The organism is Acidobacteriota bacterium (genome assembly GCA_016712445.1).
GTDB lineage: Bacteria > Pseudomonadota > Alphaproteobacteria > Caulobacterales > Hyphomonadaceae > Hyphomonas.
In genome coordinates this window covers 696,006-709,425 of sequence record JADJRB010000001.1, presented here as the reverse complement: position 1 = coordinate 709,425, position 13,420 = coordinate 696,006, and the positions used below count along the sequence as shown (strand labels likewise).

15 protein-coding genes are annotated in these 13,420 nt (G+C 65.0%); 13 read left to right on the top strand and 2 right to left on the bottom strand.

Annotated elements, in window-relative coordinates:
• Positions 1 to 20: 20 nt before the first annotated feature.
• The 6 genes from IPK75_03560 (at position 21) to IPK75_03535 (ending at position 5,671) form a co-directional block, all read left to right on the top strand.
• Complete coding sequence (locus IPK75_03560) at positions 21 to 1,349, top strand: S41 family peptidase (protein MBK8197426.1); 1,329 nt, start codon at positions 21 to 23, stop codon at positions 1,347 to 1,349.
• 130 nt (positions 1,350 to 1,479) lie between these two features.
• Positions 1,480 to 2,745 carry a divergent polysaccharide deacetylase family protein gene (locus IPK75_03555; protein MBK8197425.1) on the top strand — a complete coding sequence of 422 codons (1,266 nt, stop codon included), beginning with the start codon at positions 1,480 to 1,482 and terminating at the stop codon, positions 2,743 to 2,745.
• Positions 2,742 to 3,257, top strand: a complete 516-nt coding sequence (locus IPK75_03550) for an RNA pyrophosphohydrolase (GenBank protein ID MBK8197424.1) — start codon at positions 2,742 to 2,744, stop codon at positions 3,255 to 3,257. The genes IPK75_03555 and IPK75_03550 overlap by 4 nt, the downstream gene beginning before the upstream one ends.
• A gap of 16 nt (positions 3,258 to 3,273) precedes the next feature.
• The gene (locus IPK75_03545) at positions 3,274 to 4,032 is read left to right on the top strand and encodes an alpha/beta hydrolase (GenBank protein ID MBK8197423.1); all 759 of its coding nucleotides are present in this window, start codon (positions 3,274 to 3,276) and stop codon (positions 4,030 to 4,032) included.
• Entirely contained in the window at positions 4,029 to 4,958 is a 930-nt protein-coding gene (locus tag IPK75_03540) for an aminotransferase class IV (protein ID MBK8197422.1), read from the top strand. Before IPK75_03545 ends, IPK75_03540 begins: the two co-directional genes overlap by 4 nt.
• Before the next feature lie 8 nt (positions 4,959 to 4,966).
• On the top strand, positions 4,967 to 5,671 hold the full coding sequence (locus IPK75_03535) for an HAD family hydrolase (protein MBK8197421.1): 705 nt from the start codon (positions 4,967 to 4,969) through the stop codon (positions 5,669 to 5,671).
• A 9-nt stretch (positions 5,672 to 5,680) separates the two neighbouring features.
• On the opposite strand, the gene IPK75_03530 is transcribed toward IPK75_03535, so the two are convergent.
• The gene (locus IPK75_03530) at positions 5,681 to 6,001 is read right to left on the bottom strand and encodes a hypothetical protein (protein MBK8197420.1); all 321 of its coding nucleotides are present in this window, start codon (positions 5,999 to 6,001) and stop codon (positions 5,681 to 5,683) included.
• Positions 6,002 to 6,156: 155 nt separating this feature from the next.
• A complete protein-coding gene (folE, locus tag IPK75_03525; GenBank protein MBK8197419.1) occupies positions 6,157 to 6,777 on the bottom strand; it encodes a GTP cyclohydrolase I FolE in 621 nt (206 codons plus the stop codon).
• A 287-nt stretch (positions 6,778 to 7,064) separates the two neighbouring features.
• Between folE and IPK75_03520 the strand changes: the two genes are divergently transcribed.
• From IPK75_03520 to thrS, 7 genes are all read left to right on the top strand, one after another.
• On the top strand, positions 7,065 to 7,616 hold the full coding sequence (locus IPK75_03520; protein MBK8197418.1) for a PA2169 family four-helix-bundle protein: 552 nt from the start codon (positions 7,065 to 7,067) through the stop codon (positions 7,614 to 7,616).
• 128 nt (positions 7,617 to 7,744) lie between these two features.
• Positions 7,745 to 9,130, top strand: coding sequence for a cysteine--tRNA ligase (locus tag IPK75_03515; protein ID MBK8197417.1), 1,386 nt, complete (start codon positions 7,745 to 7,747; stop codon positions 9,128 to 9,130).
• On the top strand, positions 9,115 to 9,654 hold the full coding sequence (locus IPK75_03510) for a histidine phosphatase family protein (GenBank protein ID MBK8197416.1): 540 nt from the start codon (positions 9,115 to 9,117) through the stop codon (positions 9,652 to 9,654). The genes IPK75_03515 and IPK75_03510 overlap by 16 nt, the downstream gene beginning before the upstream one ends.
• Positions 9,651 to 10,271, top strand: a complete 621-nt coding sequence (locus IPK75_03505) for an exopolysaccharide biosynthesis protein (GenBank protein ID MBK8197415.1) — start codon at positions 9,651 to 9,653, stop codon at positions 10,269 to 10,271. The genes IPK75_03510 and IPK75_03505 overlap by 4 nt, the downstream gene beginning before the upstream one ends.
• A 173-nt stretch (positions 10,272 to 10,444) precedes the next feature.
• Positions 10,445 to 10,888: an iron-sulfur cluster assembly scaffold protein gene (locus IPK75_03500; GenBank protein MBK8197414.1), complete on the top strand. Its 444-nt coding sequence runs from the start codon at positions 10,445 to 10,447 to the stop codon at positions 10,886 to 10,888.
• A 1-nt stretch (position 10,889) separates the two neighbouring features.
• Positions 10,890 to 11,222, top strand: coding sequence for a membrane protein insertion efficiency factor YidD (gene yidD, locus IPK75_03495; GenBank protein MBK8197413.1), 333 nt, complete (start codon positions 10,890 to 10,892; stop codon positions 11,220 to 11,222).
• A gap of 260 nt (positions 11,223 to 11,482) precedes the next feature.
• Positions 11,483 to 13,414 carry a threonine--tRNA ligase gene (gene thrS / locus IPK75_03490; protein ID MBK8197412.1) on the top strand — a complete coding sequence of 644 codons (1,932 nt, stop codon included), beginning with the start codon at positions 11,483 to 11,485 and terminating at the stop codon, positions 13,412 to 13,414.
• Positions 13,415 to 13,420: the final 6 nt, after the last annotated feature.

Below are 13,420 nucleotides of genomic sequence, written 5' to 3'. Positions count from 1 at the left end.
AGATGATTATGGAGTGGAACATGCGTTCATTGCTGACCGGAACCGCCCTGGGCGGTGTCCTCGGAGCCGCCGCAGTCGGTTTTGCAGCAATGGCCTGGCCACAACAGGAAGAGGCGCCCCCGGAAGACCCGCGCACGGCGACCTACCAGCAGATCGAGCTGTTCGCTGAAATCTTTGCCCGGGCCCAGCGCGACTATGTCGTGCCGATCAATGAACAGGAAGCAATGTCGGCCGCCATCAATGGCATGCTGATGTCGCTCGACCCGCATTCGGGATATCTGGACCCGGAGGATTTCCAGTCGCTGCAGGTGCAGACCTCGGGCGAGTATGGCGGGCTCGGCATCGAAGTGACCATGGAAGACGGGTTCGTCAAAGTCATCTCGCCGATGGACGGCACACCGGCGGCTGAAGCCGGCATCATGCCGGGTGATTTCATCACCGCAATCAATGGCAAGCCGATCATCGGCCAGACCCTGAACGACGCCGTCAAGGAAATGCGCGGCGAGCGCGGCACGGAAATCGAGATCACGATCCTTCGGGAAGGGGTCGATCCGTTCGAGGTGAAACTCGTGCGCGAGGTGATCCAGCAGAAGTCCGTGACCTGGAAGGTGGAGCCCGGCAATATCGGCTATATCCGCATCGCGACCTTCAACGAGCGCACCACATTGCTGCTCGAGGAAGCGCTGGACGGCATCGGCCGCGGCGGTACGCCGAAAGGCATCGTGCTGGACCTGCGCAACAATGGTGGCGGCCTGCTGGATGAAGCCGTGAAGGTTTCCGACCATTTCCTGTCGGGCGGCGAAGTCGTCTCGACGCAGGGGCGCCGACCGATCGACGTCGAACGCCGCAATGCCACCAAGGGCGAGACTTTCAAGGGCGTGCCGGTGATCGTGCTGATCAATGGCGGCTCTGCCTCGGCTTCCGAGATCGTCGCCGGTGCGCTGCAGGACCGCGAGCGGGCGATGGTGGTCGGCACCACCAGTTTCGGCAAGGGGTCTGTCCAGTCGGTCATCCCGCTGGGGGCCGACCGGGGTGCCATCCGGCTGACGACGGCGCGCTATTACACGCCGGCGGGCCGGTCGATCCAGGCGCTGGGAATCGAGCCTGACCTGATGGTGACCCAGGTGCGCCTGACCGAGGAAGAGCTGGCCAAGATCCAGCGCTGGTCAGAGGCGGACCTGCCGCACGCGCTCGAGAACGAGTCCGGTGAGCACCGCGAGGAGCTGCGCATGCCGGATGTGCAGCCGCCTGAGGGCTACGAGGGCGAGGACTTCCAGCTCGAGACTGCTCTGAAGCTGCTGCGCGAAGGGCGCGCCACAGCGTCGCGGATGGCGTCGAAGGCGGGCTGATTAACCTCTGGATTGCCCGGAAATACGCGGTTCCAATACTGCGCAAGGGCGGTTTTGTTTGCGACCTGTTAACCCTGCGGGGCGATGGTCGGGGTCTGTTTTTGAGCCCCGTTTCCAAGAGGTCGAGCCCATGGGTCACCGGCGCGAGTCCGAGCCGTCACCGCTGCGCACCGGCATTGTGCATGCCGGCATGAGCCTTGCCGTGTTTGGCGGCCTCGCCAGCTCGCTGGGCCTGGGTATCCAGGTGACGGCGGATCCGGCGGCGGCGAGCCCCAGCCAGACGCTGGCCCTGTTCGAGACCAACGAATTCGTTAACGACACCCAGGTGCGCACGGCGCGCCTGCTCGATCCGGACGAACATCCGGGCGGCGATTTCCTGCCCGGAGCAGGCCCTGAGTCCGGCGCCGGCATGGAACTGGCCTACACCGAGATCGAGGGCGACGGGATGCGGATCGAAGTGACGGGCGGGCAGGGCGGCCCGGCGGTCAATCCCGATGCCATCCGGATCAACGGCAGGATCGTGCGCGCGGGCGAATCTCTGAGCCAGGTGCGCGGTGTTCCGCAGGCTGACGGAGCCGTCCGCCTCGCCGCCGCAACGACCCTTGCCCCGGCGGCCAAGAGCAAGGCGCCGATGGACATCTACGCGCGCAAGTTCTCCAACCCTGAAGGCCGGCCGATGGTCGGCCTGGTGATCGGCGGCCTCGGCATCAGTGCGACCCAGACCCAGATTGCGATCGACGACCTGCCCGCGGAAGTGACCTTGTCCTTCGCGCTCGATTCCAAACGCCTCGATTACTGGATCAAGACCGCCCGCGCCGACGGACATGAAGTGCTGATCGAGGTGCCGATGGAGGCTTATGACTACGGCCGCGCCAAAATGCATCCGGACACGCTGCTGGCCGGCGCCGATGCGAAGGCAAACGTGGCGCGCCTCGATTCCATCCTCGGCCGTGCCAGCGGGTATTTCGGCATCGTGAACTATCAGGGCGCAAAGTTCGCAGGCGACAAGGCCGCCGCTGAGCCGGTGCTCGAGCGGCTTGCCAACAAGGGCCTCGCGTTCATCGATGATGGCAGTTTCGACCGCAGCGGCCTGTCCTCGCTCGCGCGCGCAAATGGTCTGCGGTATGCCCGCGCTACCGGGCCGATCGACACGCGCCAGACGCCGGCCGACATCAGCGCCGAGCTGATGGACCTCGAGTCTGTTGCCCTTGAGAATGGCGCTGCCTTCGGCTCCGGCTATGCCTTCCCGGTGACCGTGGAAGCGGCCAAGGTCTGGATATCGCAGCTGGAAGAGAAAGGCCTGATACTGGCGCCGGTCTCTGCAATCACAAATTACCGCCCGGCCGAGCTGCGCACTGGCAGCCTTGATATGTCTGGGCTAAATACCGGCGGGTGACCCAGCCGAAATTCGATTCAAGCCTGTATCGCGCCAATGTCGGCCTGGCCTTGTTTTCCAAGGCGGGGCACGTGTTCATTGGCCGCCGGATCAATGGCCGGGGCCCGTTCCAATGGCAGATGCCGCAAGGCGGGATTGACGCCGGCGAGAGCCCCGAGGCGAGCGCCCTGCGCGAGCTGGAGGAGGAGATCGGTGTGCCGGCCAAGCTCGTCGACGTGCTCGAAGAGACGCCCGACTGGCTGCACTACGAGTTCCCGCCAGACCTGAAGAAGCGCTTGCCTGGCCCGTATCATGGGCAACGCCAGAAATGGTTCGCGCTGCGCTTCAAGGGATCCGATAGCGACGTCCGCCTCGACAAGCACACGCCGGAATTCGACGCCTGGCGGTGGGCCAGCCTCGACGAGACGCCCGACCTGATCGTGCCGTTCAAGCGGCCCGTTTACCTCGAAGTCGCCGAGCGGTTCCGGCGCTGGACGGAGCCGGTGATGCCGGGCAGGGTGGCGCAGGGCTGACAGAGGAGCGCCGACGATGCCGACCTTGCTGATGATCCACGGTGTGGGCTGCGATGCAAGCGCCTGGGATGTGATGAAGCCGGGCTTCGAGGCGGCGGGATGGACCTGCGAGGCGATCACGCTGTTTCCTGACCGGCGCGTGCGCGAAAATCCGCCGGCGAACCTGCCGGACCTCGGGATTGCCGATTATATCGAGGCGGCGGCCGCCGAAGCGCGGCGCCTTGCCACCCGCGACGGCGCGAAGCCGGCGGTGATCGGCCACTCGATGGGCGGCCTGATCTCGCAGGTGCTGGCGGAACGGGGCGAAGTCTCGAAAGCGGTGTTCCTGACGCCCGCCCAGCCGAAGGATTGCGCGGCGATCGGCCTGCCGGTCGTCTGGACCTTCCTGAACGTCATCCTCCAGCAGAACCGCAAGAAATCCTACAAGGTCTGGAAGACCGGCTTCAAATGGGGCGTGATGAACCTCGTTCCGAAAGCGCGCCATGACGCGATCTATGCGACGGCGCTCTACGATTCCGGCAAGGTCTATGGCGACATCACGGACGGTGTGACGGTGGACGAAAGCAAGGTATCGATCCCGACACTGACGATCGCCGGCGGCCAGGACCGGGCCACCCTGCCGGTGGGTGTGCGCAAGGTGGCGGCCAAGTATGCGCGCAGTCCGGTGAAGGGCGATTTCATCGAATATCCGGACCATGCGCACTGGATCGTCGATGAGCCGGGTACGGACAAGGTCGTCGCCGACATTGCACGCTGGCTTGGCCGCGCTGCATGACGGAGGAAGAAGTCCACGGCGTGCATGACTATGTCGCTGATCCGCGCAATGCCGATGTGCTGATCTCGGTCAACGGCGCCCTGAAGCGGCGCGAGGAGGCGGTCGTCTCGGTGTTCGATTCCGGCTACCTGCTGGGCGACGGCGTGTGGGAGGGATTGCGCGTCATGGAAGGCGGCGTCGCCTTCTGGCCGGAGCATTTGAAGCGGCTCTATGCGGGCGCCAAGACTATCGACATGGACATCGGCCTGACGCGCGAGGAACTGACCGCGCGGTTGATGGATTGTTTGAAAGCCAATGGCATGCGCGACGGCGTGCACATCCGTCTCATGGTGACGCGCGGCATCAAGAAGACGCCCTACCAGGGGCCGCGCTTCACGATCGGCAAGGCGACGGTCGTGATCATTCCCGAATACAAGACGCCCGTGCCGGCAGTTCAGGCACGCGGGGTCAGTCTGTTCACGGTGCATGTGCGGCGAACGGGGCCGGCCGAACAGGACCAGAAACTGAACTCGCATTCGAAACTGAACTGCATCATGGCCTGCATCCAGGCCGACAAGGCGGGCGCCGACGAGGCGCTGATGCTCGACCCCGCAGGCTTTGTGGCGACCTGCAACTCGACGCACTTCTTCATCGTGCGCGACGGGGAAGTGTGGACCTCGCCGCCGGAATACTGCCTTGGCGGGATCACGCGCGGCAACATCCTGCGGGTCTGCCGCGAAGCCGGCATTCCGGCGGTGGAGAAGCGGTTCTCGCTGTTCGATGTCTATTCGGCAGATGAAGCCTTCATCACGGGCACCTTTGCCGGTGTAACGCCGGTGCGCGAAGTCGACGGGCGGGTGATCGAGCAGCTCGATGGCCCGGTCTCGCAGCGCGTGCGCGGGCTCTACAAGGCGCTGCAAGCGCGCAGCCTGACGCCGATTGCATGAGCGGCGGTTTGCGGATCGCGATGTGGTCGGGGCCGCGCAACCTGTCGACCACGATGATGCGCAGCTTCGGCGCGCGCGCCGATACGGCGGTGGTGGATGAGCCGTTCTACGCGGCCTTCCTGAAGCTCACGGGCCTTCGCCATCCGATGACGGATGAAATCCTCGCCGCCCATGAGGCTGATCCGCGCAAGGTGATTGCCACGATGACGGGGCCGGCGCCGGACGGCAGGGACATCTTCTACCAGAAGCACATGATCCATCACATGGTCGAAGGCATCCCGATGGACTGGCTGGACCGGATCGACCGGCATGTCCTCCTGATCCGCCATCCGGCGCGGGTGATCGCTTCCTACCAGCGCAAGATGGAGACGCTCAGCCTGGAGGCGCTCGGCATTCCGCAGCAGCTCGCCTTGTCGCGCCAGCTCGGCAAGGTGGCGGTGATCGACGCCGACAAGGTGCTGGATGATCCGGCCGGCGTTCTTTCGCGGCTTTGCCGGGCGCTTGGCATTGGTTTCGATCCCGGCATGCTTGCCTGGCCGGCCGGTCCGCGTACGGAGGATGGGGCTTGGGCGCCGCATTGGTATGACGCGGTTTGGGCTTCCACAGGATTCGGCGAGCGGCCGGGACCGCTGCCGCGGCTTTCCGGTCCCGCCGCCGAAATGGAAAAGGAGGCGCTCGCGGTCTACGAGCACCTCCTTCAGGATCACGTCTGAGACGCGCGGTTACTCGGTTTTCGCCGTCACCGTTGCGGTGCCCGAGGAGCCTTGCGAGGTCGTGTAGGGCGTGACGTGGCCGACATCCTCGCCCCAGCTTTCGAAGGTCGCGCAATTGTCGGTTCCGTTCACGCTGGAACAGATCGTGCTGGCTGCTTGATCCATCGTGTAAGGCACGGCTTCGCCGCCATTGAAGCTGACCGTGCCATCGTCCGAGAACACGGCGACAAGCGTGTCGCCCTCGGCCGGGGCGAACTCGACGGTGGTCGTGGCGGCCATCGCGGGCAGGGCAGCGAAGGCGAGGGCAGCAAGGGCGAAGGTCATTTTCATCGAGGTCTCCCGGGTCTGGTTCTGGCTATGTGCGGAACTCTACGCTGCGCAAGTGATAGCCGGACGCGCCGGGCGCGCAATCGAAATCGGCATACGGAAACGCCGCCAGCGCGAGGCGGGCGGCGTTCAGAAATCCGGCTGTAAAGGCAGACGTGTCAGACGGTCTGGCCACACATCCGCAGGAAGCGGTTGCGCAGGTCTGCGTCCGACTTGAAGACGCCGGTGAACTGCGTTGTGACCGTGGTGACGTGGCGGTGGTGGACACCGCGCGTTGACATGCACTGGTGCTCCGCTTCGATCAGCACGGCCGTGCCCATCGGGGCGAGGCTCTCGGTGATGGCGTCGCAGATCTGCGCCGTCATCGTTTCCTGCGTCTGCAGGCGCTTCGCGAAGATTTCGACGACGCGGGCCAGCTTGGAAATGCCGACCACCGCCTGCGACGGCTTGTAGGCGACAAATGCCTTGCCGAGGAACGGCGCCATATGGTGCTCGCAGTGGCTTTCCACCTCGATGTTGCGGAGCACGACGATATCGTCATAGCCCTGAACATCCTCGAAGGTGCGGCTGAGGTATTTCACAGGGTCTTCCCCGTAACCTTCAAACCACTCCTTGTAGGCGTTGACGACGCGCTTGGGCGTGTCGAGCAGGCCTTCGCGTTGCGGGTCATCACCCGCCCAGGCGATCAGCGTGCGGACAGCGTCTTCAGCTTCCTGTTGTGTGGGACGGCGCACGGCATCCGCGCGCAAGAGGTCAGTCGGTGGCGTCACGGCATCCATAGCCATTCTTGATAGTCCTTCACTGAGGGACGGGGGTCGAGCCGGGGCACTTCAGGCACGGACTTAACGCCCGCCCGGAGTTGTTACCCTCAGGGCGATGCAGGATACATAGGGCGAGGCCCCGGGGGTTTCCAGAAAATTCTCTCTTTACCCCGCGCAAATGCCCGTGAGCACAGGCGATCCGGCGCCTTGGCCGCCGTCGGCAGCTGCTCGGAATGGGGCGCTTGCGGGAACGATCTCCTGCCGGGGCCATTGTTCAGGGCAATAAGGCATCAGGAGAAAATCACATGCTTTTCAAGACCGCCCTTCTGGCAACCGCCCTTTCGCTGACCGGTGCTTGCGCCATGTCCGGCGAGCCCGCCCCGCAACGCCTGGCCGATGCGCCGGCAATTTCGGAATCGCGCACGGAGGAAATCGGCGCGCTTAACCACCTCGCCTCGATCTTCATTGATGCGAACAATCTCTATGGCCAGGCCGCCGAACTGCCGGACGACAATGGTTACCGCGTGCCGGCGTCGCTCAACGCGCTTGCCGCTGCCAGGGCCGACATCGCAACCGACCTCCAGGAACGCGTCGTTGCCCTCGGCGGTGAAGCCGACACGATGGGTGAGGCCGTCGGCACCGGCCATGTGGCCTTCACCTACCTGCGTACCGCCCTCGACAATGACACTGAAGTGGCGGTCGAAGAGGCAATCCGCGGCGAAACCTATATCCGTGACGAGGTCGACAAGGCCCTGGCCATGTCGATGACCGCAGAATCCCGGACCATGCTCCAGCAGGTGTCCGCACAGGTCAAAGCCGACCTTGCCTCCCTGCAGCAGCTCGACCGCGACGTCTGAGGCCAATCAAGGTCACCGAGGGCCGCCGGCACCGCGCCGGCGGCTTTCCTGCGTCAGATGGTACATTCCATTCTTGAGCTGCGGCGTATAGACAGCGCATCTTGTCCACAAGCTGATGTATCCGTTCCATGACCCTTCGACTGCACGACACGGCGGCCCGCGCCAAGCGGGTGTTCACCCCTCAGGATCCGTCCCGGGTGACTGTCTATGTCTGCGGCCCGACCGTCTATAACTACTCCCATATCGGGAATGCGCGCCCGCCGATCGTTTTCGACGTGCTGCGGCGCCTTCTGATGCGCAAGTATGGCGCGGCAGCGGTCGTGTTCGCCCGCAACATCACCGATATCGAAGACAAGATCATCAAGGCCTCGCTCGAGACTGGTCAGCCGATTTCGGCGATCACGAAGAAGTACGCCGAGATCTACAACGCCGACATGCTGGCGCTGAACGTCTTGCCGCCCACGATCGAGCCCTGGGCGACCGGTCACGTGGCAGAGATGATCGAGATCATCCAGAGCCTGGTGCGCAAGGACTATGCCTATGTCGGCAAGGACGGCGTCTGGTTTTCGGTGGCGGCGATGCCCGACTACGGCAAGCTGTCCGGCCGAAAGCTGGAAGACAACGAGGATGGCGCGCGGGTCGAGCCGGGCGAGGACAAGCGCGCGCCGGCGGACTTCGCGCTTTGGAAGTTCGCCAAGCCTGGCGAACCGGAAGACGCCATCTGGGATTCGCCTTGGGGCAGGGGACGGCCAGGCTGGCATATCGAATGCTCGGCCATGGCCGCCAAGCACCTCGGGCGCACGCTGGACATCCATGCCGGCGGAATCGACCTGCAGTTCCCGCACCATGAAAACGAGATCGCGCAGTCCGAATGCGCGCACGGCGAAGTGATGGCCAACTACTGGCTGCACAACGGCTTCCTCGACATGGGCGGCGAGAAGATGTCGAAGTCGCTCGGCAACGTCGTGCTGATCCATGACTTGCTGGAAGAATGGCCGGGCGAAGTGATCCGCTTCGCCATGCTGAGCGGGCATTACCGCGCGCCGCTCGACTGGACGCCGGAGCTGCTGAAGCAGGCCAAGACGACACTCGACCGGATCTACGGTGCCCTGCGGCGCGTGTGGGCGGCAGAAGGCGGCCGGGCAACCTATCGCGGCGTGATCGAGGCGCTCGAGGACGATCTCAATACGCCCGAAGCGCTGGCGGCGCTGTCGGCGATCGCCTCTGCGGCCAACACGGCAGCCGATCAGAACGACCAGGAAATGATGCAGGCGACGCGCGCCGACATGCTGGTCGCCGGCGAATTGCTGGGACTGCTGACCAAGACTCCGAAACAGTGGGAACAGGGCGGCGATACTGACGAGGCGGCGCGCATCGATGCGCTGGTCGCGGCGCGTGTAGCGGCGCGCACGGCGAAGGACTGGGCTGAAGCGGACCGAATCCGCAAGGCGCTCGCCGAAGAAGGCATCGAGATCATGGATGGTGCAGGAGGCAGTACATGGCGGCGACTCTGATCCGGCGGGGCATTCTTGCATTGCTCGGCGCAGCCTTGCTCGCGGCCTGTGCATCGGCGCCGGCCCCGGCGGCGAACACGGCCACCGACGCCGCGGTTACGCGCATCTATCTCGTCCGCCACGGAGAGAAGGAAGCCGGCGAAGACCCGTCGCTGACCGCGCAGGGGCGCGTGCGGGCGGAAACACTCGCGGCCATGCTCGGCGGGGAAGGTGTCACTGAGATCTGGTCGACGCGCACGAACCGCACCGAGCAGACCGCCGCGCCGCTCGCCGCCGTGACAGGGCTCGGAATGGAAACCTATGATGCGACCACACTCCCTGCCTTTGCCAGCTGGCTGCTCGACACGCCGGGCGTGAAAGTGGTGGTCGGCCATTCCAACACGACTGACGCGCTGGCAGCCCTGCTCGGCGCAGATCCCGGGCCGGAGATCAACGAAGCGACCGAGTTCGACCGCATCTACATCATCGACATCGACGAGAACGGCATCGTGCGTTCACGGATCGAACGCTACGGCGCGCCATGAACCGGACAGGCACCGCGGCTCCGGTCACGAACCTGCGCACATTGTTGCGCTCGCTCGTGCTCAATACAGACGGCGAAGAAGTGTCGGTGGGCGAACTGCTGCATGCGATCGGGCGGCGCGCCTACGGCCCGGTCCTGCTGCTGCTGGGGTTCATCGCTGTCAGTCCGCTCACCATCATTCCTGGCGCCAACTGGTTTGTCGCGACCCTCACATTGATCTTCGCGCTCCAGATCGTGATTGGCCGGCGATTGCCCTGGCTGCCGAAGAGCGCGCTGGAATTCCGCTTCAAGCGCGACCTGCTGGTGAAGGGCGCTGCGGGGGGAGAGAAGTATGCGCATATGGTCGACGCGCTTGTCCGCCCCCGCCTGACCTTCCTGACGGAAGCGCCGTTCGTGCAGGTGGTTGCGCTGATCTGCGTGATGGCGGCGTTGATCACCTATCCGCTCGGCCTCGTGCCCTTCGGCCCGTTGCTGCCGGGCATGACGGTGCTGCTGTTCGGGCTCGCGCTGACGGCGCGGGATGGCGCGGTCGTGCTGCTGGCGGCGCTGACCTTTGCCGGGGCATCGGTTCTCGTCTGGAAGATGTTGCCCCGGCTGGCGCAGCTCTGGCCCTTCTGAGCGCCACCTGTCCAAATCTTTAATTGACGCTAGGGAAGGCCGCGGGCATCAGCAACCCATGGCCTGAGGCCATTTCTACACCCCGCCGATTCTGGGCCGCCGCGAGCAGACATGCTCCGGCGGCTCTTTTTTGTGCCCTTGCCCGGCCGCAAGCGCCGGGCCATCTAGGCGCCATGAGCGAGCTTTATCACAACCGCATCCTCGAACTCGCTGCGGGCATTCCGCACCTTGGGCGCCTCGCCGATGCGGAGGGTTCCGTGCTGAAGGTTTCGCGGGTCTGTGGCTCGACAGTGAATGTCGATCTCAAGCTGGATGCCGCGGGTGAACGCGTGACAAAGATTGCCGTCGATCCGGTGGCGTGCGCCCTCGGGCAGGCGGCGACGGCGATCCTCGCTGAACACGCTGTCGGCGCGAGCGTGGCCGAGATACGCGCCGCCCGCGACGCCTTGCGGGCGATGCTCAAGGACGGCGGGCCGCCGCCAGAGGGCCGCTTCTGGGAGCTGCGCCACCTCGAGCCGGTCGCCGACTATCCGCCGCGCCACGCGTCCACGCTGCTGGCATTCGAGGCCGCGGTCGCCGCGATCGACGAAGCCCTCGCTGCCCGGGCGGCTGCGTGAGATGGGTCTGAGGCGCAAGGCTGCCTACTCGCTGCTCTGGATCTACAAACATGGACCGAGCCAGGCCTTGCAGCTGGCCGGCGCCCGCTGCCAGCACACGCCGACCTGCAGCGAATATGGCGCCGAATGCGTGGCCCGGCATGGCTGGTGGGCAGGGGGCTGGATGGCGCTGGCCCGCTTCATCCGCTGCCGGCCGGGCGGCAGCCATGGCTACGATCCTGCGCCTTTGCGGCGGCCCGAGGCGCCGTTGTGGCAGCCCTGGCGCTATGGCGACTGGAAGTCCGGCCCCCGCGACGGGCCAAGCGGGCTGGTTGAAACGCCGCCCGAGGCGTGACATATGAGCGCCATGAACACTCGCTTCTTCCTCACCGGACTGACCACGCGAACTCGCCAGGGTGCCTGAAGCGCCCTTGGCCCGCACGCCTTGTGCGCGCCCGTTCATGCACCCGAAAAAATCCTGAAGCGCTCCCGGCAGGCCCCTGAAATCGGGGTGGGAATCCCGGCAAAGCCGCGTTAAGCGTGGCCGCGCCAGATGCCTTTGCCGGATCACCAGAATTCAGCCGCGCTGCGGCCAGTCAAAGAAAACGAAGACCCATGATCAACGTCACGCTGCCCGATGGTTCGAAGCGAGAGTATGCCGATGGCGCCTCACCGCTCGACGTCGCTGAGAGTATTTCCAAATCCCTTGCCAAGAAGGCGCTGGCCGCCCGTGTAAACGGTGAACTGCGCGATCTCACGCGTCCGCTGGAGGGCGACTCCGACGTCGCCATCATCACGGACAAGGACGCCGATGGCCTGGAGCTGATCCGCCACGACGCCGCCCACGTGCTCGCGCAGGCGGTGCAGGCGCTCTATCCCGATACGCAGGTCACGATCGGCCCGGTGATCGATGACGGCTTCTATTACGACTTTGCCCGGAAGGTGCCGTTCTCCACGGACGACTTCGAGAAGATCGAAGCGAAGATGCGCGAGATCGTCGATGCGGATTATCCGATCCTGCGCGAAGTCTGGGAAAAAGACGCCGCCATCGCCGAGTTCAAGCGCATCGGCGAGGACTACAAGGCCCAGATCATCGACGATATCATCCCGCCGGGCGAAGCCATCACGGTCTATCGCCAGGGCGACTGGTTCGACCTCTGCCGCGGCCCGCACCTGCCGTCGACGGGCAAGCTGCCGAAAGCGTTCAAGCTGATGAAGATGGCCGGTGCCTATTGGCGCGGCGATTCGAAGAACGAGATGCTTCAGCGCATGTACGGCACGGCCTGGGCCAACGAGAAGGACCTGAAGGACCATCTCCATCGCCTCGAGGAAGCCGAGAAGCGCGACCACCGCAAGCTGGGCCGCCAGATGGACCTCTTCCACATGCAGGAGGAAGGGAAGGGCATGGTGTTCTGGCACGAGAAGGGCCTGACGCTCTGGCGCGTGATCGAGGCCTATGTCCGCCGCCGCCTGACGGAAGCGGGCTATGTCGAGGTGCGCACGCCGCAGGTGCTCGACCGGAAGTTCTGGGAACAGTCCGGCCACTGGGACAAGTATCGCGAGAACATGTTCGTCTGCGAAACGGAGGAAGAGGAAACGCTCTCCCTCAAGCCGATGAACTGCCCCGGCCACGTCCAGATCTTCAAGTTTGGCCAGAAGAGCTACCGCGACCTGCCGCTGCGCATGGCCGAGTTCGGCGCCTGCCACCGCTACGAGCCGTCAGGTGCCTTGCACGGCCTGATGCGTGTGCGCGCGTTCACGCAGGACGATGCCCACATCTTCTGCCGCGAAGACCAGATCGAGGAAGAAACGGCCGCGTTCATCAAGCTCGCCTCGTCGATCCACGAGGATTTCGGGCTGGTGCGCGACCATATCTCGCTCGGCACGCGGCCAGCGCTGCGCGCCGGTTCGGAGGAGTTCTGGGATAAGGCTGAAGCGCAGATGCTGAACGCGGCCCGCGCGGCGGGCGTCGAACCGGTCGTGGCAGAAGGCGACGGCGCCTTCTATGCGCCGAAGCTGGACTTCCAGCTGAAGGATGCGATCGGCCGGTCCTGGACGTGCGGCACGATCCAGCTCGACTATGTGCTGCCGGAACGTCTGGGGGCGGAGTATACGGGCGAGGACGGCCAGAAGCACCGCCCGGTCATGTTGCACCGCGCGATCCTCGGAAGCCTCGAGCGTTTCATCGGCGTTCTGATCGAGAACTATGCGGGTTCGTTCCCGATGTGGCTCTCGCCGGTGCAGGTCGTCGTCGCGGCGATCACGGACGGTGCGGCCGAGTATGCCGAAGAGGCCGCGGCTGAGTTGCGCAAGGCGGGCCTCCGGGTCGAGGTCGACACGCGCAACGAGACGATCAACTACAAGGTCCGCGAGCACTCCCTGCAGAAGGTGCCGGTGATTGCGGTCGTTGGTGCGCGCGAGGCGGAAGGCCGCAAGCTGGCCTTGCGCCGGCTGGGCTCGAATGGCCAGGAGATCGTCTCGCTGGATGATGCGATCGTGAACCTTGCACATGAGGCCCTTCCGCCAGACCTGAAGCGGGCCCGCTGACACCGG

What these genes read in the sequence shown, in the direction of transcription:
- IPK75_03505 (MBK8197415.1), top strand. Translation starts at nt 9,651, where the DNA reads ATGAACCGGACAGGCACCGCGGCTCCGGTCACGAACCTGCGCACATTG.
- IPK75_03545 (MBK8197423.1), top strand. Translation starts at nt 3,274, where the DNA reads ATGCCGACCTTGCTGATGATCCACGGTGTGGGCTGCGATGCAAGCGCC.
- thrS (MBK8197412.1), top strand. Translation starts at nt 11,483, where the DNA reads ATGATCAACGTCACGCTGCCCGATGGTTCGAAGCGAGAGTATGCCGAT.
- IPK75_03540 (MBK8197422.1), top strand. Translation starts at nt 4,029, where the DNA reads ATGACGGAGGAAGAAGTCCACGGCGTGCATGACTATGTCGCTGATCCG.
- IPK75_03530 (MBK8197420.1), bottom strand. Translation starts at nt 6,001, where the DNA reads ATGAAAATGACCTTCGCCCTTGCTGCCCTCGCCTTCGCTGCCCTGCCC.
- IPK75_03560 (MBK8197426.1), top strand. Translation starts at nt 21, where the DNA reads ATGCGTTCATTGCTGACCGGAACCGCCCTGGGCGGTGTCCTCGGAGCC.
- yidD (MBK8197413.1), top strand. Translation starts at nt 10,890, where the DNA reads ATGGGTCTGAGGCGCAAGGCTGCCTACTCGCTGCTCTGGATCTACAAA.
- IPK75_03520 (MBK8197418.1), top strand. Translation starts at nt 7,065, where the DNA reads ATGCTTTTCAAGACCGCCCTTCTGGCAACCGCCCTTTCGCTGACCGGT.
- IPK75_03510 (MBK8197416.1), top strand. Translation starts at nt 9,115, where the DNA reads ATGGCGGCGACTCTGATCCGGCGGGGCATTCTTGCATTGCTCGGCGCA.
- folE (MBK8197419.1), bottom strand. Translation starts at nt 6,777, where the DNA reads ATGGATGCCGTGACGCCACCGACTGACCTCTTGCGCGCGGATGCCGTG.
- IPK75_03500 (MBK8197414.1), top strand. Translation starts at nt 10,445, where the DNA reads ATGAGCGAGCTTTATCACAACCGCATCCTCGAACTCGCTGCGGGCATT.
- IPK75_03555 (MBK8197425.1), top strand. Translation starts at nt 1,480, where the DNA reads ATGGGTCACCGGCGCGAGTCCGAGCCGTCACCGCTGCGCACCGGCATT.
- IPK75_03515 (MBK8197417.1), top strand. Translation starts at nt 7,745, where the DNA reads ATGACCCTTCGACTGCACGACACGGCGGCCCGCGCCAAGCGGGTGTTC.